20 protein-coding genes and 1 riboswitch are annotated in these 19,736 nt (G+C 46.4%); of the genes, 2 read left to right on the top strand and 18 right to left on the bottom strand.

Translation table 11 applies throughout. The annotated features are described in order from the left end of the window. Positions 1-108: 108 nt before the first annotated feature. The 8 genes from JMA39_RS16315 to moaA all read right to left on the bottom strand — a co-directional run bounded on the left by JMA39_RS16315 (position 109) and on the right by moaA (position 5,550). Positions 109-1,224 carry an ABC transporter ATP-binding protein gene (locus JMA39_RS16315; RefSeq protein ID WP_202722924.1) on the bottom strand — a complete coding sequence of 372 codons (1,116 nt, stop codon included), beginning with the start codon at positions 1,222-1,224 and terminating at the stop codon, positions 109-111. Then, positions 1,205-1,885 (bottom strand): molybdate ABC transporter permease subunit, encoded by a 681-nt coding sequence (modB, locus tag JMA39_RS16310; protein WP_202722923.1) that lies wholly within the window; start codon positions 1,883-1,885, stop codon positions 1,205-1,207. Before modB ends, JMA39_RS16315 begins: the two co-directional genes overlap by 20 nt. Then, positions 1,885-2,664, bottom strand: coding sequence for a molybdate ABC transporter substrate-binding protein (modA, locus tag JMA39_RS16305; RefSeq protein ID WP_202722922.1), 780 nt, complete (start codon positions 2,662-2,664; stop codon positions 1,885-1,887). Before modA ends, modB begins: the two co-directional genes overlap by 1 nt. 33 nt (positions 2,665-2,697) lie before the next feature. Beyond that, positions 2,698-3,150: a molybdopterin synthase catalytic subunit MoaE gene (gene moaE, locus JMA39_RS16300; RefSeq protein WP_202722921.1), complete on the bottom strand. Its 453-nt coding sequence runs from the start codon at positions 3,148-3,150 to the stop codon at positions 2,698-2,700. 1 nt (position 3,151) lies between these two features. Beyond that, positions 3,152-3,403, bottom strand: a complete 252-nt coding sequence (gene moaD / locus JMA39_RS16295; protein WP_202722920.1) for a molybdopterin synthase sulfur carrier subunit — start codon at positions 3,401-3,403, stop codon at positions 3,152-3,154. A gap of 8 nt (positions 3,404-3,411) precedes the next feature. Beyond that, positions 3,412-3,888 (bottom strand): cyclic pyranopterin monophosphate synthase MoaC, encoded by a 477-nt coding sequence (gene moaC, locus JMA39_RS16290; RefSeq protein WP_041411171.1) that lies wholly within the window; start codon positions 3,886-3,888, stop codon positions 3,412-3,414. 74 nt (positions 3,889-3,962) lie between these two features. Then, the gene (gene moaB, locus JMA39_RS16285; RefSeq protein ID WP_202722919.1) at positions 3,963-4,487 is read right to left on the bottom strand and encodes a molybdenum cofactor biosynthesis protein B; all 525 of its coding nucleotides are present in this window, start codon (positions 4,485-4,487) and stop codon (positions 3,963-3,965) included. 82 nt (positions 4,488-4,569) lie between these two features. Continuing rightward, on the bottom strand, positions 4,570-5,550 hold the full coding sequence (moaA, locus tag JMA39_RS16280; RefSeq protein WP_202722918.1) for a GTP 3',8-cyclase MoaA: 981 nt from the start codon (positions 5,548-5,550) through the stop codon (positions 4,570-4,572). After that, a riboswitch (molybdenum cofactor riboswitch) is annotated at positions 5,538-5,674 on the bottom strand. (Overlaps the previous gene by 13 nt.) A gap of 257 nt (positions 5,675-5,931) precedes the next feature. Between moaA and JMA39_RS16275 the strand changes: the two genes are divergently transcribed. Further along, positions 5,932-7,581: an electron transfer flavoprotein-ubiquinone oxidoreductase gene (locus JMA39_RS16275; RefSeq protein ID WP_202722917.1), complete on the top strand. Its 1,650-nt coding sequence runs from the start codon at positions 5,932-5,934 to the stop codon at positions 7,579-7,581. Between the two features lie 95 nt (positions 7,582-7,676). Here JMA39_RS16275 and JMA39_RS16270 read toward each other — a convergent pair whose 3' ends face one another. The 4 genes from JMA39_RS16270 to JMA39_RS16255 form a co-directional block, all read right to left on the bottom strand. Further along, positions 7,677-8,027: a DUF4870 domain-containing protein gene (locus JMA39_RS16270; protein WP_202722916.1), complete on the bottom strand. Its 351-nt coding sequence runs from the start codon at positions 8,025-8,027 to the stop codon at positions 7,677-7,679. Positions 8,028-8,070: 43 nt separating this feature from the next. Next, complete coding sequence (locus tag JMA39_RS16265; RefSeq protein ID WP_202723040.1) at positions 8,071-8,769, bottom strand: MOSC domain-containing protein; 699 nt, start codon at positions 8,767-8,769, stop codon at positions 8,071-8,073. 99 nt (positions 8,770-8,868) lie between these two features. Continuing rightward, positions 8,869-10,326, bottom strand: a complete 1,458-nt coding sequence (locus JMA39_RS16260) for a sensor domain-containing diguanylate cyclase (protein ID WP_202722915.1) — start codon at positions 10,324-10,326, stop codon at positions 8,869-8,871. Positions 10,327-10,632: 306 nt separating this feature from the next. Next, positions 10,633-11,475, bottom strand: coding sequence for a PfkB family carbohydrate kinase (locus JMA39_RS16255; RefSeq protein WP_202722914.1), 843 nt, complete (start codon positions 11,473-11,475; stop codon positions 10,633-10,635). 316 nt (positions 11,476-11,791) lie between these two features. On the opposite strand from JMA39_RS16255, the gene JMA39_RS16250 reads away from it, so the two are divergent. Beyond that, positions 11,792-11,980, top strand: a complete 189-nt coding sequence (locus JMA39_RS16250; RefSeq protein WP_202722913.1) for a hypothetical protein — start codon at positions 11,792-11,794, stop codon at positions 11,978-11,980. A gap of 58 nt (positions 11,981-12,038) precedes the next feature. On the opposite strand, the gene JMA39_RS16245 is transcribed toward JMA39_RS16250, so the two are convergent. The 6 genes from JMA39_RS16245 to JMA39_RS16220 all read right to left on the bottom strand — a co-directional run. Then, the gene (locus JMA39_RS16245) at positions 12,039-13,367 is read right to left on the bottom strand and encodes a coproporphyrinogen III oxidase family protein (protein WP_202722912.1); all 1,329 of its coding nucleotides are present in this window, start codon (positions 13,365-13,367) and stop codon (positions 12,039-12,041) included. A 258-nt stretch (positions 13,368-13,625) separates the two neighbouring features. Next, complete coding sequence (locus JMA39_RS16240; RefSeq protein WP_202722911.1) at positions 13,626-14,609, bottom strand: formate dehydrogenase subunit gamma; 984 nt, start codon at positions 14,607-14,609, stop codon at positions 13,626-13,628. An 80-nt stretch (positions 14,610-14,689) separates the two neighbouring features. Next, positions 14,690-15,259, bottom strand: a complete 570-nt coding sequence (gene fdh3B, locus JMA39_RS16235) for a formate dehydrogenase FDH3 subunit beta (RefSeq protein ID WP_202722910.1) — start codon at positions 15,257-15,259, stop codon at positions 14,690-14,692. 29 nt (positions 15,260-15,288) lie between these two features. After that, positions 15,289-18,162 carry a formate dehydrogenase subunit alpha gene (locus tag JMA39_RS16230; RefSeq protein ID WP_202722909.1) on the bottom strand — a complete coding sequence of 958 codons (2,874 nt, stop codon included), beginning with the start codon at positions 18,160-18,162 and terminating at the stop codon, positions 15,289-15,291. A gap of 18 nt (positions 18,163-18,180) precedes the next feature. Next, positions 18,181-18,378, bottom strand: a complete 198-nt coding sequence (locus JMA39_RS16225; protein ID WP_202722908.1) for a twin-arginine translocation signal domain-containing protein — start codon at positions 18,376-18,378, stop codon at positions 18,181-18,183. A gap of 926 nt (positions 18,379-19,304) precedes the next feature. Next, positions 19,305-19,736: formate dehydrogenase subunit gamma (locus tag JMA39_RS16220; RefSeq protein ID WP_202722907.1), on the bottom strand; the 432-nt coding region annotated here is incomplete at its 5' end.

The following is a 19,736-nucleotide window of genomic DNA, read 5'->3' as shown; positions in this document are numbered from 1 at the left end:
TCTCAATATATGAGCCTAGTTTATGTCATTGTGTATAACATCTAGATGGAGCAAAGATTAAACTTTGATCATATGCTTAAAGCATGGGGAAATGCCGATAATCCCCAGCTAAAAAGGCGACTTTTCCAGTATATGGATAAGCTCAGATTTGAGCGCGACAGTCGTTTGCGTGCCGACCGTTAACTCCAGTTTCTGGGCTAAATGCAGCGGTACTTCGGCATGGATCTTATGTGCAACACCAACGACACTTGCCAGCACTCGCACCGTCTCCCCCATAACCAGCATAGAGTCGACTGTAATATCGAGTTTATTGAAGCTGCGACACAAACGCCCCTTTTTAATCGAGTTAAAGCGCACCCCTTGATTGGGGATCACCCAGCGTACCTTAGTCCCCACATCTAGACTTTCAAAATAAGTACTGGCGATCAGGTGCTCACCAAATTTCAGCCAAGTGATCTGTCGCTCCTCTTCCTGAGCAATCACATGGGCATCGAATATGTTACGCAGACCCATCTGTTTAGCCACAGCCTCATCCCGTGGGCGGGTCAGCACTTCACGTGGTCGACCTTGCTGTAGCATCTTACCTTGGCTGATCAAGATCATGCTGTCGGCTAACAGCATGGCTTCATTCAAGTCGTGAGTCACCATGATGACAGGAATTGCTAACTGCTCTTTAAGACGAGCCAGTTCGAGATAGAGACGCTCTCGTGTTTCTCTATCGACGGCAGAGAAGGGTTCATCAAGCAACAATACTGAAGGCTCACGAGCCAAGGCGCGAGCCAGTGCCACACGTTGCCGCTGGCCGCCAGAAAGTTGCGCCGGAAGTCTATCGGGCAAACCGTGTAGATTCACTCGCTCAAGCCAGTCCTTTGCACGCGCTTCACGCTCGGCTTTGGGGATATGATCCAGTGCAGCTACCACGTTTTCAAGAGCGGTGAGATTAGGAAACAATCCAAAATGCTGTGGCACATAACCTAAGTGACGCTGCTGCGGAGTTAATTGTATGCTCTGCTCGCGCTCAAACCATGGCTTATCACCATAGCGGATCTCTCCATTTTCAGGGAGCGTTAGGCCCGCTATCATACGTAACAGGGTCGACTTACCGCCGCCTGAAGGGCCAACTACCGCTAAGACTTCACCCGCCTTACAGGTAAACTCCGCATCAAGCTTGATATGCTTAGTCTGCTTAATACGGCAGTATAGATCAGCGACGCTTTGCGACATGCTTTCCTCCAACGCGGCGAGACAAGCTGGTCGTTAACGCCAACACGGTAATCGCAAACAGCAGCAATACCAGCGACATATTGCCCGCACTGGCAAAATCAAATGCCTGTACGCTATCGTATATCGAGATGGCAATAGTCTTGGTTTCACCAGCGATATTGCCACCCATCATCAGCACCACGCCAAACTCACCCAATACATGGGAAAAACAGAGCACCATGGCGGTTAATACGCCAGGCCACACCATGGGTAGTTCAATCTTAAATAGCACCTTAAGTCGGCTCATACCGCAACAAGCGGCAGCATCGCGCACATCTTCCGGTACTGCTTCGAATGCCCGTTGAATTGGCTGAATGGCAAAGGGGATATTGACTAAGATAGAGGCAACCACTAAGCCTGAGAAGTGAAATACCAGTTGGTGACCCAAGAGTTGCTCTAACAGCCGACCTAGCCAAGACTCGCTGCCGAGCCCCACCAGCAGGTAGTAACCAATAACCGTAGGCGGTAGCACCAAGGGCACCATAACTAAGGCTTCGACCCAAGACTTACCGCGAAAATGGCGATAAGCCAGAAAACGCCCCGCTAAAATTGCTAGCGGGATCAAAATAAGCACAGTCACACTACTGAGCTTAATCGATAGCCATAGGGCTTCCCAATCCATTAGTTTATCGCTCTCGCAAAGCCATAATCGGCAAACACAGTCTGGGCAGCGTCTGACTGTAGATAGCTGTAGAACAACTTGGCCGTTTCACCAGCCTTCAAGGTTAGCACCATGCGCTGATGCAGCGGCGTATAGTACTCTTGTGGGATAATCACGTAGTTAGCACGCGCTTTAAAAGGCTTTGCCACTGCCAGCGACAAGGCAACGATACCACCTTGAGTGGCACCGCTCACTGCAAATTGCGCCGCTTGAGACACGTTTTCACCAAACACCAGATATGGTTGAATCGGCTGCCACAGGCCTAGTTTTTTAAGTACCTCTTCGGCGCGTTCACCGTAGGGAGCATGCTCAGGGTTAGCGATAGCAAAACGCTTTAACTGCTTCGAGTCCATTAACTGCTTAACCCCATCTAGATCGGGATCTAAGGTTAATGGCGATGATTTAGGTGCGGCAATCGCAAGCTGCCCCACGGCATACACAACACCATCGTCGGGTGTCTGCTTAGCTTGGGTCAACTGTTTGATATAGCGCTCATCGGCAGAAAGAAAGAGTTCAAACGGGGCGCCATGCTTTATCTGGGCAACAAAGTTGCCTGAGGAGCCATAGGAGATCCGCACTTTGCGGCCAGTCTCTTGAGTGAACTGCTTGGCGATATCATCGAGGGCAAACTTAATACTCGATGCCGCCGCGATAGCTGGCACATCTTGTGCTGCTAGCACACCCTTGCTCATTGCTAAAAAAGGTAGCAACAGAGCAAGCACCATAACTCTAAACTTCATTGAGCAGTTCTCCTGGCATCCCAAGGCGCCAATTTACGCCTTTTGATCCCACATCTTTGCAGCTTGTTCATCGGCATCACGGGCTTCTACCCAGTTTGCACCTTTATCACCCGCTTCTAACTTCCAAAACGGTGCTTTTGTCTTAAGAAAATCGATCAAAAATTCACATGCAGCAAAAGCTGCTTTGCGATGAGCACTGGTTACGCCGATAAATACAATCTGCTCGCCCAGTGCCATGGCACCAACCCGATGAATAATGGTCACCTTGTTTAGCGGCCAACGCTCACGCGCCTCGGCTTCAATCTGATTCAACACAGCTTCTGTCATGCCAGGGTAATGCTCAAGTGTTAAGTCAGTAACTGCGCTGCCATCATTAAAGTCACGCACCTTACCGACAAATGTCACTACCGCACCATCGCTGTTATCTTGGCTGATTAAGTGATATTCCTCAGGGACATTAAAGTCCTGGGTCTGAACACGGATCATCTTAACCTCCAGTTACTGGTGGGAAGAATGCCACTTCATCACCATCAACAATCGGTGTATCCCACTGACTGATGGTTTGGTTAACCGCGACTAGCAACTTATCTGATGCCATTACCTTGGCCCACTTGTCATCGGTCGCCGCTAAGGTTGCACGCAAGCCTTCGGCTGTTTGAGTGTGTTCACCCGCTTCAACTTTCACACTAGCGGTGCCAAGCAGTTCTCTAATTTGTGCAAAAAATAATACGTTAATCATATTGGTCTCTATACCTTAAAGTGCCCAGACTTACCGCCACGTTTCTCTGTTAAACGAACCTGAGAAATCACCATATCTTTTTGCACTGCTTTACACATATCGTAGATAGTCAGTGCAGCCGTTGAAGCCGCCGTGAGCGCCTCCATCTCAACGCCAGTCTTACCCGAAAGCTTACAAAGACTGCGGATCCATACGCGGTTATGTTCAGGTTGCGCTTCTAGCTCAACCTCAACCTTGGTCAGCATCAGAGGGTGACACAGTGGAATAAGATCAGAGGTCTTCTTTGCTGCTTGAATACCTGCAATACGAGCTGTAGCAAATACATCACCTTTGTGGTGACTGCCACTCATGATCATCTCTAGGGTTTCACTCGCCATCTCAATATAGGCTTCGGCTCTCGCTTCACGCTCGGTAACAGACTTATCTGTTACATCTACCATGTGAGCATTACCATCCGCATTGATATGGGTAAAAGCATTGGTCATTGGGTTTACGCCTTTTTTAAAAATATGGGTCAAGGTACCGTAAAACAGTACCGTAAAACGGGGCTCGATGAGACCTATTCGGTGATTTTTTTCACATGCATCACAAAGTTACAAGGACGATGTGTTGCATCAAGCTGTTCTTTAATCAGCTTATTCCAGCCAGTCTTACAGGCACCAGTGGAGCCTGGAAGGCAGAAGATAGCCGTTTTATTAGCGATGCCACCTAAGGCGCGAGACTGCACGGTCGATGTGCCAAGTTCGGTATAGGTGATATGACGGAATAGCTCACCAAAGCCTTCGATATCTCTATCGAATAATGGCTTAACCGCTTCTGGGGTATTGTCCCTATCGGTAAAGCCTGTGCCACCCGTAGTGATTATCACCTGCACATCATCGGAGGCGATCCATTGAGACAACACCGAACGGATCAGGTATTTATCATCTTTGATAATCTGACGTTCGGCAAGCTTATGCCCTGCCTCAAGCAATGCGCTTTCAAGAAAGGCACCAGATGTATCCGAATCGAAATCGCGGGTGTCAGATAAGGTTAAAACAGCGATATTTAGCGCCGTAAACTGGGTTTGAGTGCAGTGTCCCATTATGGTCTCTTATTTATTCGAGTCATAGCGATAATTATACCTAGCTTCTGACGCAACTAAATTGCGTCAGATCAGAGTTTAATTAGCCGCCGATAGAAGCGAGGTGCTGTGTCACACCTGTGATGCCGTCATGCAGGAAGTGTGTTTCTTTTTTCTGTGCTAGTTGACCTTGCAAGCGTTCAATCAATTCGGCTTGTTGATCAGGTGTTTGTAATAAGTCTCGTAGATCAACGCCGTTTTCAGTGAATAAGCAAAGGTGTAACTTACCGTTTGCCGATACCCGCAGACGATTACAACTAGCACAGAAGTTCTTCGCATAAGGCATGATAAGCCCGATGCGACCTTGGTAGTCTTGATGACTGAAGTTTTGCGCAGGACCATCGTCAGCCGCTGGTACATCAAACTGCCAGCCCGCCTGTTCAAGCTGCTGCTTGATATCGTTGCCAGCTAGATGATGGGCCTTGAAATAATCGTGGCCTAAGCCCGTTTCCATCAACTCGATAAAACGCAGATCGATTGGGGTATGTTTTATCCAGTGCAGAAAGCGTGGTAAGTCTTTGTCGTTAAGACCCTTAAGCAACACTGCATTGATTTTAACTCGCTCGAATCCCGCCTCTAGGGCCGCATCGACACCGCGCATCACCTCATCAAACTTATTCTCACCAGTGATCTGGTAAAACATTTTCGGGTCTAAACTATCGACCGAGATATTAATGCGCCTTAAACCTGCGTCATACCACTCTTGAGCGTGCTTAGCTAAACGATAGCCGTTAGTGGTGGTAGCAATGGTGTTAATCTTATCGTTGTCTTTAACGATACGAATGATATCGGTGAAATCTTTTCGTAGAGAGGGCTCTCCACCAGTAATGCGGATCTTCTGTGTACCTACCTCTGAAAAAGCGGAGACTAAATGCTCGATTTCGTTGAGATCGAGGAATTTAGGCTTACCGTCTGGGCGGTAGCCATCGGGGAGACAATACGTACACTTAAAATTACATACGTCAGTAACTGACATACGTAGATAATGAAATCGTCGACCAAAGTTGTCTTGTAGTTGGGACATGATCACCTTTCCAAGTAAGGGGAGGTGAGATCATTTCTTTTCTCACCCCGGTGGCGTTATTGCCACGGCTAAAAACCCGTATCTGTCTCGACGTAGGGTAAGAAGCTCGGAGAACCGTCAGCCTTGATTATAGGCGTATTTTTGTGACAAACCATACCCCAAAACCAACATTTGCCGTCAAAAATCGACACATATAAAGTTTTTGTGACAGTTATCACGGCAAAAAATGCTTAAAATATCTGCAGCATAAGCTTGGAAACGCTGTGCCCTTAACCAATTTTAAGGTAAGGTGAGCTAATAACATTAAAACACCCGTTTATAGTCAGGCTGGTTCAACTGCCGCTATTGTCATCGGGGGAAATAAGAAGGAAAGGTGATCTGATGGAACGCGAATCGATGGAATTCGATGTAGTAATCGTGGGTGCGGGCCCTGCAGGATTAGCAAGCGCATGTCGTTTAATGCAAATATCTCAAGACACTGGCCAAGAGCTTACGGTCTGCGTCGTCGAAAAAGGCTCTGAAGTCGGTGCCCATATCTTGTCAGGCGCAGTATTCGAACCCAAGGTACTCGATGAACTGTTTGACGATTGGCGCGAAAAAAGTGCTCCGCTGCTCACAGCTGTGACGCATGATGAAATCCATATGCTCAGCTCTGCAACCGATGCGCGCGCCATGCCTAATGCACTTATTCCTAAAACCATGCACAACGAAGGCAACTATATCATCAGTGTCGGTAACCTTTGTCGCTGGCTTGCCGAGCGCGCCGAAGAGTTAGGTGTCGAAGTCTTTCCTGGTTTCCCTGCAAGCGAGTTACTGTTTAACGAAGACGGCAGTGTTAAAGGTATTCAAATTGGTGACATGGGCGTCGGTGAAGATGGCCAACCCAAAGATGGCTATGAGCCAGGTATGGAGCTACATGCCAAATATACCGTATTTGGTGAGGGCTGCCGTGGTCACCTAGGTAAACAGCTTATCGAGAGGTATCACCTAGATAACGGTAAGACAGCACAACACTACGGTCTAGGCTTTAAGGAGATCTGGACGGTACCAAGCGAGCAACATGAGCTTGGCAAGGTGGTGCACACCGGCGGCTGGCCGCTCACAGAGGGCGCCTCAGGCGGCGGCTTCATGTACCATATGGAAGATAACCAAGTTGCTGTTGGTTTAATTATCGATCTCAATTATAAAAACCCACACCTAAGCCCATTCGATGAGTTCCAACGCTATAAGACACACCCTGTTATTGCCAAGACGCTAACTGGCGGTGAGCGCATTGCTTACGGTGCAAGGGCGATTACTAAAGGTGGCCTAAACTCACTGCCTAAGCTGACCTTCCCCGGCGGTATGATTATCGGTTGTGATGCTGGCACGCTGAACTTTGCCAAGATCAAGGGGACGCATACGGCGATGAAAAGCGGCATGCTAGCGGCAGAGACACTGGCACAGGCTATGATGGCCGGTGTTGAACCGGGTAAAGATCTCGACTGCCTGCAAGACAGGTTCGATGAAAGCTGGCTCAAAGAGGAGCTATATTGCTCACGCAACTTTGGTCCGGCTATGCATAAGTTTGGCACTTACTTAGGTGGTGCGTTTAACTTTATTGACCAAAACTGGTTCAACGGTAAGCTGCCTATCACCCTAAGAGACGAAAAGCCTGATTACGCTCAAATGGCTGAGGCTAGCGCCTACAGCAAGATTGATTACCCTAAACCAGATGGCAAGCTGAGCTTCGATAAGCTCTCTTCGGTTTATCTATCTAATACCTTCCACGAAGAAGATCAGCTATGCCACCTGCGCCTCAAGGATGCACGCATCCCGATTGAGGTGAACTTGGTGAAATATGATGAACCTGCGCAGCGTTACTGCCCTGCTGGTGTGTATGAGATCATCGAAGAAGCGGGTGAAAAGAAGTTTGTCATAAATGGACAGAACTGCATTCACTGTAAGACCTGTGATATTAAAGACCCAAGTCAGAATATCACTTGGGTCACGCCAGAGGGCGGCGGTGGGCCAAACTACCCCAACATGTAGTTTAATTGCAGAACCAAATATAGAGCCAAATAAAATGCCTATCGGATATTTCCAATAGGCATTTTCATTTAAGCGCGATGGCTATAAAGAGATGATTAATAAGCTCTAGGCTTAATAAAGTTTATCGTTAGCGGGTATTTGTAACTCACGCCGTCACTCGCCTTAATCGCGGCGACAATGGTCACTATAATATCGAAGATGGCTAAAATGCCGAATAGGATAAAGCCCACTCCGACAAACATGAGTATGCCGCTGATAATAAAGTAGATAATGATACTGATTTTGAAGTTAAGGCAGTTTCTACCGCAACTTTCCACAAATGGATACTCATCGCGCTTCATCAGCCAAACGATAAGCGGGCCTAAAATACTGCCAAGTGGGATCAGGTAACCAGAAAAGCTCGCTAGGTGTACCAATACCCCCATATTCTTTTCGTCTCGGGTCATACATTCCACTCCTTGAAATTACTTACTATTCGCAGCTAAAAGTTTATGGTTTTTTGGGGCCGTACAAACGCATCTGCCAATCTTCGATCACCCTGTTTTCGATGCGACGTTGCAGGCTATTCACCCAGGTAGCCGCAAGCCCTTCACAATCGGCTAATCGCTGATATTGCTCAGCGTTAAATTCAGGTAAGAAATAGAGATGCATCGCCTCGGCAACACTGATATCGGTTATGCGCTGACTCAGCACGATGGAATCAGTTTCATAGATAGTGCCAGGCTTTAGCACTCGGTAAAACCAGCCACAACGGCCACTCTGCTGCATGGCTAAGGCAAAGTCATTATGGCCAAACTGCAGATTGAGCTTAAAGCATGGGGAGCGCGGCTGAGTCACTTGCAGCTCCACCTCACCGATTTTGATGATATCGCCGATATTCACCTGAGTTTCATCTAACCCAACTGTGCTGATGTTTTCCCCCATCGCCGGCGCATCTTTAAAACTATTCATTAAATCCCAACGACGATACTGGCCATAATGCTCCCGTGGGAAATGGTGCAATACTCGCTCCATTCCACCATGATGCTTAGGATCGGCCTGACTATCTCCAGCAACAGCATGAGTAGCGACTCTCAGTTCACGAGTTCTAACCTTATGATTAATTCCAGAGCTCACGCCTCCAAGCTCAACTACCGCTTCACCTAGGTATAAACCAGAGATCTGTTCGACTAATGTTTGAGGTACCATCAATATCTACTCACTTGAAAAACTTAAACTATCCTAACATCATCGCCAACAGAAAACTCCCGTAGCTCAAGTCTTGGCGTCAGCGCCACAATCAAGCCACTAATAGGAGAGGACCACTCGATTACGTCCCTGCTCTTTTGCTTGATAGAGCGCGATATCCACACGATTAATCAGCTCTTCTGTCTTCTCTGATGTTTGGCACTCTGCCACGCCACAGCTTATAGTGACATTGATTTCACAGCCATTCACGGTCAGTAACCGCTCCTCTACCTGCTTTCTCAGCTTCTGTGCAACCTCACTGGCCTGACTTAAGCTACAGCCGGGTAGCAAGATCAAAAACTCTTCACCACCCCAACGGCACAAGAGGTCGTCACTTCTTAGCTGCGCCTTAAGCTGCTGACTTAGGCTTTGAATAACTAAGTCTCCAATATTATGACCGTGGGAGTCGTTAACCCTCTTAAAATGGTCTATATCGAGCAGCAATACCGACATAGGCGTACTTTCTAATACTGATTGAGCTAAAGACTTGGCAAAGTACTCTTCAAAGGCTTGGCGGTTAGCCATACCAGTAAGCTTATCGGTTGAGGCCATCAGCTCTAGTTTGCGTTGATATTTGCCTAGGGTCATATTGGCGATAACCAAGATCCCTAAGGTAATAAACAGGCTTAAACCTATATTAGCCCAGAAGGTCGTCAGCAGCTTTTGCTCACCTTGGGCCTCCTGTTGCTCAACAATCAAATGCCACTTGAACTCAGGCACTAGACGGCTATTTAGATAGACTGTCTCCCCTGCCTTCTGATAGGAGAAAGAGGTACTTGGGCTCGTAAGAATTCGGGTGGCGAGGGTTTTAAGCCCAGGGCTGACTTGTAGACTAACCCCGCCACTGAACAGCTCGCTGTGTAGGGTGATGTTTCCTTGCCTATCGGTAAAGTACACACTGCGATTATATCTAGCCTGATAAAGCTCAATCAGACGTTTAACGCTTTCGACCGCCAGACCAACACCTGTCACTCCAATAAAGTTGCCATCGAAGTCAAACACCTTGTAGTTAACATAAATCACTGTCCGATTCTTATCGGCCGTATCTGTATCGATATTCACTTCATAGTGTTCATGCTTGGGAAGAGAGCGTACACGAAAATACCAAGCGTCCTCAGGGGCGATATCTTCTATCTGTTTTAATACACCGCTAGAGTGGTAATACTTGCGTGAGGCTTCAGAGACAAAAAAACTAGTGACAGTACCGTACTTATCTTGGATCTCCTTAAGATAACGGATCAGTTTTTCCGGAGTCTGCTCATGGTTAATGGTCCAATCCCTGACAAATGTGTCCTGCGCCATTAATGAGGAGATAAAAATCGGTCTAAGCAGATCTTGCTGAATTTCAGAGTAAATATTGTCGCTCGTCAGCGGCAAATTATTCTCTTTAATCTGATCACTTAATGAGTCATGGGCTACTTGGTAACTGATACCGCTCGTCACCGCAAAAGCTACTAGCAACAATAGAGAGAGAATCCATATAAAGCGCTTTTTATCGTTCCAAACTCCATTGCTCATACTCAGCCTCTATCACATCAACTAACTATTGCGAATTAGTACGCAAGCATTGTTAACGTTTTGTGAATGATAACTAAAAACTAAGTGGCTAGCATCGACTTTTATGTAATTGTAGAAATTTATACTTATCGAATGCAGCAAAAAAAGCCTCGCCGGAGAAGCGAGGCACAGTGTAAGACTTAGGAACGGAAGCTCTACACTCAAAGATTGTCTGACTGACATCCTAAGCGCAGAAGGTGACACTTATATGTCACTAAGATGACATGCTGATGACTCTAATATGGCTTAGCCATGACACGACAAAGCCTACTCTGGGATTAAATACCCTTTGAGTCCCTTGCCAGGAATTGAACTATTACAAGACACCGCAAATCCTGACCAAATGGCCGCCTCCTCCATGGACTCGATAATACCTTTGTTGCTAACTAAACCATGAATAAGCCCAGCAGCATAAGCATCGCCAGCCCCCGTAGTGTCGACAACTTGGCTAGGCACAGCTGCAACATGCTCACAACCTGCGTCGCTATATACCATCGCCCCCTTCTCACCGTCAGTAACCACGAAGTACTCGAGATTGTCACCAGCAATGGTTTTAGCAAACGTCCAGCGGTCTCTGTCACACCGGTCCTGCATATCACTCAAAGACGCGATAAGCACATGGCAGGGACGCGCTCGCTCATCCTTGGCTAACTGTGCCACCACCAAGCAATGAGCCATGGCTGTCTTAGACCAGCTGGCTGCACCTTCAGTTGAGGAGTTAATATAGAGAGCATCAACATCATGCCAGTTTGGTGGCAATGGCAGTTCGAACTTAGGTCGCTCGGGTCTGATGATGGTTCGCTCACCATCCGGCGTCATCATCAACAACATCTCACAGGTATTACCTGCACGGCGCTGGATCAGGCTGCAATTAATGCCTTGAGTGCTGGCCTCGGCGAGTAACCAGTCTCCCACATCATCGCGACCAACCTCTGTGACCAGTGATACCTGATGCCCTGCCCAGACGAGGCCAATCCCCGTATTGGCACCGCCGCCACCTAAGCGCTGACCACCATCTTTATAGTGAAATCGACCACCGGTTTTAATAGGGTGGTTAAGCAAAAAAATACGATCACAATTGAGGTTTGCTACCAGTAGTATATTCGCCATAACTTTTCGATAAGAAAGATAATTAAACTGATAGTAAGAGATTTATGAGCGGGTTCCAAGCTCAAGGCTAAACATGTGCCATAAAGGAGCTTTATTGTCATTGATGTAAGCGATATCTCAAACTAATGTAAGCGCTCACAGGCATGGCTTGCTTTTAAAGTATGGCCTTATTAATTAACTATCTGAAAGTTAAATAAACAACTGACAGGGTAGAGTAAGCCTCAGCATAATTAGGTTTCGGTATTCAATAGCAAATACTCCAAATTTAAACCTATGAAAGTAATATATGGTCAAACATCGATGTTGGAGTAATTGAATGGACTCAATTATTGGCATGCATGATCAAAGGGAGTTTGCTGCGACACCAGAGGCACAACTGGCTCGTTACCAAGCTTGTTTAATTGAATTTGAACAGCTGCAATATTCCGATAAGTACATATTGCAGATAAAACAAGATATCAAAAAGCTACAAGCATTAATCGCAAAAAAGGGTGAAGCTGTATAGCTTCACCCTTTTTAGTCTCTAATACTCGCTAGCGAGTACCCGATTGCTAATAACAGCCTTACATATCGCAAGCTTTAAGTGGCTTACGTAGCTGAGCACGAACGTTGTCCATACCCGAATAGAACTCTTTCATCATCAGTAGTCCCATCATCTTACCGTTATCGGTCACGATCAGCTTATCTGGGTCTGTTGGATCATTCTTAATCGCGCCGATGGCTTTCATCGAAGTCATCTCTTTGAACAAGGCGGTATCGAGATTAACACCAAAGGTTTCACGGAAATACTTACGCGACAGACGACCAGAGAACATACCCAGTAAGAAGCGGTACTGCATCACTTCCTTACGACCATAATTCTTCTGCTGGTCCACTCCCATCTGGCCATTTGCGATACGCTCTTGATACTTGCGTAGTGAGAAGGTATTTACATATAGGGTGTCATTCAAGAAGCTAAATGAGCCTGACCCTACACCTAAGTACTCGTCGTAATCGATAACGTATTCATCGAAGCCTTCGTTATTCGCCTTACCAAATGCCCATGCCGATAGCTGGTTATACTGACCGTTCAAACTGTTTAGGATTTGGCGGTACTGACGCGCCATATCACCATGTGGTGCAGCCAACTTACCCTTTACGCTCTTACGAGTCTGGTGAGTGATCATCAACGGATAAGTGGTGATTTGGCGTGGGTCTAATCGTGACGCCATATCCAAGTCGTGCTGGATCACTTCATCTGTCTGACCACGGAAGCCAAAAATAAGGTCAACGTTGATGATCGGAAATAGTTCTTTTGCCGCCATGATCTTGTCGAAGGTCTGCTGTCCTGAGCCGAACTTCTCGATGCGATCTGTCATAGTCAGAATGTCATCGTTAAAACTCTGTACGCCGATAGACATACGATCCACTAAGCCTTCAAGCTGTTTAAAGCCATCGCTATCTAAGTGCTGTGGATCTGACTCACAAGACACTTCTTTAATACTTGGGAATAACTTTTTAGCATGCTCGATAGTGCGCGCAAGTTCATCTTCTAATACGGTTGTAGTGCCACCACCAATATACATAGACTCAAAGTCATAACCTAGCGCCTTAACCATATCCATCTCTTTACGCAGAGAGATGAAATACGCACGCGCCTTATCTTCTTTAAACAGGAAGCGATGGAACGTGCAGAATGAGCATAGGGTATGACAGAAAGGTACATGGGCATAAAGCATGTACTTCTTGCCTTCAATTGGATTTGGCATCATCTCAGCCGAAACTGTGTCCAGTCTTAGATTGCGATCAACATAAAACTGCATGACTTTTTCCATACCGCTAATCATCCAGTTAGGTGTGGTGATATCCGCGTTATATGGTTGAGCAGTTTCAGGCAAAATAATTGAAGACATAAAAGTTCCTATAGAAGAATGCTAATTACAAAAGAATCGGAAAATTGGAATGCACTAGCGGAGAGCAAAATTAGCACTTTAAATAAGCATAAAACGTGATTAGGTTATAACTTAGCGTTTCCTATCAATGAAATGTAGGATTTTTTGTTAAGCGGGTCATACTTTAGCGATTGCGCATAAAACATACAAGCCCATCCACATATAAAAACACCCCAGCTACGAATAGCTGAGGTGTTTAGGCATTAAGTGTAAAGAGGATTACTCTTTGTACTTAAGGGTACCGTTTTCTTTGATCTCATCGAACCAAAGATTGTGGTGCTGGCTTGCCCATGTTTCATCACAGTAACCAGAAACCATACACTCCATACCACCTTCAGACATAACCGTTGCCATAAAGATATGCACGATTGAGAAAGCGGTAATGATGATTGCACCTACAGAGTGAAGAATTAGCGCCACTAAGCTTAGTGTACGGCTAGGCTCGAATAGGTTCGGGAATAGCAACAACATACCCGATGCTGAAACCACTAGACCGAACACAGCGAATGCCCAGAACCATAACTTCTCACCCGCGTTAGCAAAACCAGCGTCAGGGTGCTTACCTTTAAATGGACCGAAGTTGATGTAACCACCAACAACCATCATCCACTTAAGGTCATACATCTTAGGCATCTGGTTCTTAGCCCAAAGCACGGTCATAAGTGCCCAACCGATCATGAACGGGATCGCCATGATGTCGTGGATCTGCTTCGCACCGTTAACTAGGCCAGCCCAGAAACCTTCACCGATGTACGGCTGGAAGAAGAAACGTCCAGCAAGTAGCGTTAAGCCTGTCAGAATCAATAGCAAGCAAGGAATAGCACCTAACCAGTGAATCGATACGTCAAACTTAGACCAACGGTAAACCAGCTTGCCTGAGTAACCACCGTGAAGCTTAGAAATGCCGTTCACTTTGATAAACAGTACAAAGATGATGATCATGCCGAAAAGGGCTGCCATCATTGCTGGAGCAAGAATATCACTACGCAAATCAAGTACACGTAAATCGTACACGTTGATTGCTTGACCGTGGAACTCACTTGTTGAAGTTGTACGACCTTCTTCGCCCGCTTTTAGCTGAGCCCAGATTTGGCCGTTGTTCACTTCAATGGTGTCACCCACTTTGTCAGTCGCATTAGCGAAAACAGACACACTGAAAAACAGTGCGATTGCAACGCCTATGTGTTTTAACCATTTGTTCATAATACGTCCTCTTTTACCACTGGGCGGCTCACGTTAATGAGCCACTCAGGGTACGCTGGAAATTAGTCAACCTAAGTTGATTAAGCCCAAGCTGCGTTTTTAGAACCACGGTATGCAACACGCTCACGGAAGATTGAAGAAACAATCTCAGCATCACCCGCTAATAGCGCTTTAGTTGCACACAGCTCAGCACACATAGGTAGCTTGCCTTCAGCGATACGGTTTGCACCGTACTTCTGATGCTCTGCCTCAGAGAAGTTCTCTTCTGGGCCACCCGCACAGAAAGTACACTTGTCCATCTTACCGCGAGCACCGAAAGCACCTGATTTAGGGAACTGTGGCGCGCCAAATGGGCAAGCGTATAGGCAGTAACCACAACCGATACAGGTATCTTTGTCGTGAAGTACGATGCCGTCTTCTGTCTTGTAGAAACAGTTTGCAGGACAAACTGCCATACAAGGTGCATCATCACAGTGCATACAAGCAACAGAGATAGAGGCTTCGCCTTTCTCACCGTCATTGATAGTCACAACGCGACGACGTTGAATACCCCACTCTAGAGCAGAGTCGTTTTCGTTCTTACATGCAGTGACACAACCGTTACACTCGATGCAGCGCTTGGTATCACATAAAAATTTCATTGTAGCCATTCTGGCAATTCTCCTAGCTAATACTGCAATTAAGCTTTAGCAATCTGACAAAGTGTGGCTTTAGTTTCTTGCATCTGAGTCACAGGGTCATAACCGTAAGTCATTACCGTGTTACAAGATTCACCAACTACGTAAGGTTTAGTGCTAATTCCACCAGATTCTGGATATTGCAGATCTTCACCGTGCATAACACCCGCGAAGTGATATGGCATCCAAGTTACACCAGCGCCAACACGTGGAGTAACCATCGCCTTGATCTTGATGCGTCCGCCTTCAGCACCTTCAACCCAAACGTCATCACCGTCACGAATGCCGCGATCTGCCGCATCAGCTGGGTTAATTTCGATGAACATTTCTTGTTGAAGTTCAGCCAACCATGGGCAAGAACGAGACTCTTCACCACCACCTTCGTACTCAACCAAACGGCCAGAAGTAGAGATTAGTGGGTACTTCTTGTCTAGATCATCGCTAATAACCTTGTCTTGTAACGTCTTGTACAAGGTTGGTAGACGGTGAACTTGCATGTCGTTATGAGTTGGGTATTTCTCAATTAGATCACGACGTGCAGTGTAGATTGGCTCACGGTGAACCGGCACTTCGTCTGGGAAAGTCCAAACGCGACAACGTGCTTTAGCGTTACCATATGGCACCATGTTGTGTGCTAGCGCAACACGTACGATACCGCCGCCTAAGTCAGTAGCCCAAGTACGGTTTTCAGCTAGTGCTTTCTCTTCAGCAGTTAGTTCATCCCACCAGCCAAGTTGCTTCAGCATCTTGTCATCAAATTGTGGGTAACCGTCTTGAATGTCAGCATCAACAGAAGCAGAATCTTCAGCTAGGATGCTCACGCCTTCGTGTTCAACACCAAAACGAGCACGGAAGTTACCACCACCTTGGTTAACGTTCATACCAGTGCGGTATAGAATCTGTGTACCTGGGTGCTTCTGCTCTGGAGTACCCCAACATGGCCAAGGTAGACCGTAAGTCTCGCCCTTGTTCACGCCGCCAGCAGCTTCTAGCGTTTCAGAAGAGAAATCGCCCCAGTTCATGGTGTGAGCACGGATACGCTCTGGGCTCCAACCTGTGTAACCCACTGAACGCATACCTTTAGCGTATTCGCGCATGATGTCATCAGAGTCAGGCATGTTGCCATTAACCTTGATGTTCTTGGTCCATGCGTCAGCAATACCTACATGCTTAGCTAAGCGGTACATGATCTCTAGGTCATTCTTAGAGTCGAATAATGGCTCAACAACCTGTTGACGCCACTGTGCACTACGACCAGAGTTGTTTACTGAACCTTCACACTCATACTGAGTTGCTGCAGGTAGTAAGTAAACGCCATCTTTACGACGGTGCATAACACCAGCCATTGTTGGGTACGGGTCAACAACAACTACTGTTTCTAGCTTGTCCAATGCGTCACGTACTTCCATCTGACGAGTTTCAGTGTTAACTGATTGACCCCAGAAGAATGCTAGACGTAAGTTATCTTTTTGAGCAAGTTTGTCTTTAGCTTCTAACACACCATCTTGCCAGCGAGAACATGGCATACCTGGAGTAGTCATTGGGCTACGACCTAAGTAAGGCTTTTGGTCGAAACGTGCTTTAACTGATTCGAATGGTAGATCCCATACGCGAGACCAGTGGTGCCATGCGCCTTCACCAACGCCGTAGTAGCCTGGTAAGTTGTCGAATAGCAGACCCATATCCGTTGCGCCCTGAACGTTGTCGTGGCCACGGAAAATGTTAGTACCACCACCAGATACACCCATGTTACCTAGCACTAGCTGCAGGATAGAGTACATACGCGTGTTAGCGTTACCAACGTGATGCTGAGTACCACCCATACACCAAATAACAGTACCTGGACGGTTAGTCGCCATCTGCTTAGCAGCAGCATAAACTGCATCGCGAGATACGCCAGTTACGTTTTCAACTTCTTCAGGAGTCCAACGCGCAGCTTCTTCACGGATCTTGTCCATGCCATAAGCACGTGTACGGATGAACTCTTTATCTTCCCAACCATTTTCAAAAATGTGCCACATTAGACCGTAAACCAAAGGAATATCGGTACCTGGACGTAGTGGTAGGTGGATATCAGCGTGAGCCATAGTGCGAGAGAAACGTGGGTCAGCAACAGTAATTGTCGCGCCGCGCTCTTTAGCGATCAGGATGTGCTGCATCGCAACTGGATGCGCCTCTGCTGGGTTTGCCCCAATCAGGAAGATATTTTTTGCGTTACGAATGTCGTTGAAAGAGTTGGTTTGTGCACCGTAACCCCAAGTGTTCGCAACACCGGCAACTGTAGTTGAGTGACAAATACGCGCTGAATGGTCAACGTTGTTTGTGCCCCACATTGCCGCAAACTTACGGTACATGTATGCACCTTCGTTTGAGAATTTCGCACTACCCATGAAGTAAACTGAGTCAGGACCTGATGTTTGATTGATCTCAAGCATCTTATCGCCGATTTCACTTACCGCTTGTTCCCATGAAAGCTTCTTCCACTTACCGCCTTCAAGCTTCATTGGGTACTTAACACGCTTATATGAATGCGTGTGGTAACGTAAGCTCGCGCCTTTAGCACAGTGGCCACCTGAGTTGAATGGGTGATCAAATGCTGGCTCTTGGCCTGTCCACACACCATTTTGAACTTCAGCGTATAAACCACAACCTACCGCACAAGCACTACATACAGTACGCTTGATTTCAGTTGGTGCATCGTGCGCAACAGTTTGAACCTTGGCTTCAGCTTTACGCATCATGCCTGTGCCCAATAAAGAAGCCGCTGCGATACCACCAGATGTGATACCTGCTTGCTTCATAAACTGACGACGGCTGATACCTAGAGTCTTTTTCTCTACAGTAGGTGCCGCGTTAGATTTGCGAGTTAACTTCATCGCTTAAATTCTCCTAGACTAGCCGCGTAAGCTATTGTAATAACTGCGGATATGTGCAGTTTCATGATAGCCATTTTCATTTTTTGTGCTGACTTTAGTTTCACTTGCTTGAGCAACACTTACGCCAGTAGCGGCGATAGCGACACTTGCGGTGCCACCAATAGTCAATGCTTTCAGCAAAGATCTGCGGTTCAGATCAGGCTGTTGCTTCTTCATTTTCACTCCTAGTAGGAAGGAATAGTTTTGTTTATAAACACTTAAGATAGATCCAATAACGCTACGACTTGCAACGCAGGTTAATCGTTAGTTAATCAAACGCTTAACATTGTAAAAAGTGTATATTTATTAGAGCTACCCCCAATATAGCCGGCGTAATATAAAGAATTTCAATGTCTGAAAAGTTGATCCAAATCTGATTAAACTTCTGATTTTGGCCAAATCAAAGCAAAAGTGTTAACTAGCGCATACTTCCAAACCCAAACTTACGCCCAACAACAAAAAAAACCGAAGAAAACGAACAGATCGAACATTAAAAACCACCAGTGATCATAAACTTATACATAAAACCATCAATAACACCATTAATTAACACGTGTTACCACTAAAGACCTATTAACCAGCGTCTAAAGCTATATTTGGTGTTTTTCAGCATTAGTTTGTTGCTTGGCTGTAACAGTAAAGAGGCTCGACAATTAATGACCAAATACCATCACAGCCAACAGTACCGAACGTAAGCTGTTGAGTATTTTCAAGGTGGATACCGCTTGGCAGTGTTATCGTTTTTACCGCTCTTGGTGCCGCTCTTTTATCTATCTGTTCTTTATGCGCAGCTTAGGGCGTAATGCTTCGCTCTAGGGGATTTACCGACACTTGGGTCAGCACTGCTATTCACTATCACAGTAGAGCCAGTGAGCGTCGATAGAGAGCATTTTCAGTGAATGCCTTATGAGCATCTAGGAAGTCGCAATTCACAGGTTGTAGAAGTTAAGTTGGCTAAGGATAGCGAGCTGGATGTTCTATAAGGCGTTGCAACATATATGCACTATCGTAGCGTCGCTAATAGCCGGTAGAAGGTCGTGGTTTTAAGTAAAAAAATGCCCCGACTGAGTCGAGGCATTTTTTAGGCAATAATAAAGCGAGTATTAATCTTTATACTTAAGGGTGCCGTTTTCTTTGATCTCATCGAACCAAAGATTGTGGTGCTGGCTTGCCCATGTTTCATCACAGTAACCAGAAACCATACACTCCATACCACCTTCAGACATAACCGTTGCCATAAAGATATGCACGATTGAGAAAGCGGTAATGATGATTGCACCTACAGAGTGAAGAATTAGCGCCACTAAGCTTAGTGTACGGCTAGGCTCGAATAGGTTCGGGAATAGCAACAACATACCCGATGCTGAAACCACTAGACCGAACACAGCGAATGCCCAGAACCATAACTTCTCACCCGCGTTAGCAAAACCAGCGTCAGGGTGCTTACCTTTAAATGGACCGAAGTTGATGTAACCACCAACAACCATCATCCACTTAAGGTCATACATCTTAGGCATCTGGTTCTTAGCCCAAAG

The sequence above is a fragment of the Shewanella schlegeliana genome (assembly GCF_016765635.1).
Lineage (GTDB): Bacteria > Pseudomonadota > Gammaproteobacteria > Enterobacterales > Shewanellaceae > Shewanella > Shewanella schlegeliana.
The sequence above is the reverse complement of the archived record's forward strand: the minus strand, read 5'-3'. Positions and strand labels throughout refer to the sequence as shown.

Coding starts and splice junctions, on each gene's coding strand:
- JMA39_RS16315 (WP_202722924.1), bottom strand. CDS start 1,224: ATGTCGCAAAGCGTCGCTGATCTATACTGCCGTATTAAGCAGACTAAG.
- modB (WP_202722923.1), bottom strand. CDS start 1,885: ATGGATTGGGAAGCCCTATGGCTATCGATTAAGCTCAGTAGTGTGACT.
- modA (WP_202722922.1), bottom strand. CDS start 2,664: ATGAAGTTTAGAGTTATGGTGCTTGCTCTGTTGCTACCTTTTTTAGCA.
- moaE (WP_202722921.1), bottom strand. CDS start 3,150: ATGATCCGTGTTCAGACCCAGGACTTTAATGTCCCTGAGGAATATCAC.
- moaD (WP_202722920.1), bottom strand. CDS start 3,403: ATGATTAACGTATTATTTTTTGCACAAATTAGAGAACTGCTTGGCACC.
- moaC (WP_041411171.1), bottom strand. CDS start 3,888: ATGACCAATGCTTTTACCCATATCAATGCGGATGGTAATGCTCACATG.
- moaB (WP_202722919.1), bottom strand. CDS start 4,487: ATGGGACACTGCACTCAAACCCAGTTTACGGCGCTAAATATCGCTGTT.
- moaA (WP_202722918.1), bottom strand. CDS start 5,550: ATGTCCCAACTACAAGACAACTTTGGTCGACGATTTCATTATCTACGT.
- JMA39_RS16275 (WP_202722917.1), top strand. CDS start 5,932: ATGGAACGCGAATCGATGGAATTCGATGTAGTAATCGTGGGTGCGGGC.
- JMA39_RS16270 (WP_202722916.1), bottom strand. CDS start 8,027: ATGACCCGAGACGAAAAGAATATGGGGGTATTGGTACACCTAGCGAGC.
- JMA39_RS16265 (WP_202723040.1), bottom strand. CDS start 8,769: ATGGTACCTCAAACATTAGTCGAACAGATCTCTGGTTTATACCTAGGT.
- JMA39_RS16260 (WP_202722915.1), bottom strand. CDS start 10,326: ATGAGCAATGGAGTTTGGAACGATAAAAAGCGCTTTATATGGATTCTC.
- JMA39_RS16255 (WP_202722914.1), bottom strand. CDS start 11,475: ATGGCGAATATACTACTGGTAGCAAACCTCAATTGTGATCGTATTTTT.
- JMA39_RS16250 (WP_202722913.1), top strand. CDS start 11,792: ATGGACTCAATTATTGGCATGCATGATCAAAGGGAGTTTGCTGCGACA.
- JMA39_RS16245 (WP_202722912.1), bottom strand. CDS start 13,367: ATGTCTTCAATTATTTTGCCTGAAACTGCTCAACCATATAACGCGGAT.
- JMA39_RS16240 (WP_202722911.1), bottom strand. CDS start 14,609: ATGAACAAATGGTTAAAACACATAGGCGTTGCAATCGCACTGTTTTTC.
- fdh3B (WP_202722910.1), bottom strand. CDS start 15,259: ATGGCTACAATGAAATTTTTATGTGATACCAAGCGCTGCATCGAGTGT.
- JMA39_RS16230 (WP_202722909.1), bottom strand. CDS start 18,162: ATGAAGTTAACTCGCAAATCTAACGCGGCACCTACTGTAGAGAAAAAG.
- JMA39_RS16225 (WP_202722908.1), bottom strand. CDS start 18,378: ATGAAGAAGCAACAGCCTGATCTGAACCGCAGATCTTTGCTGAAAGCA.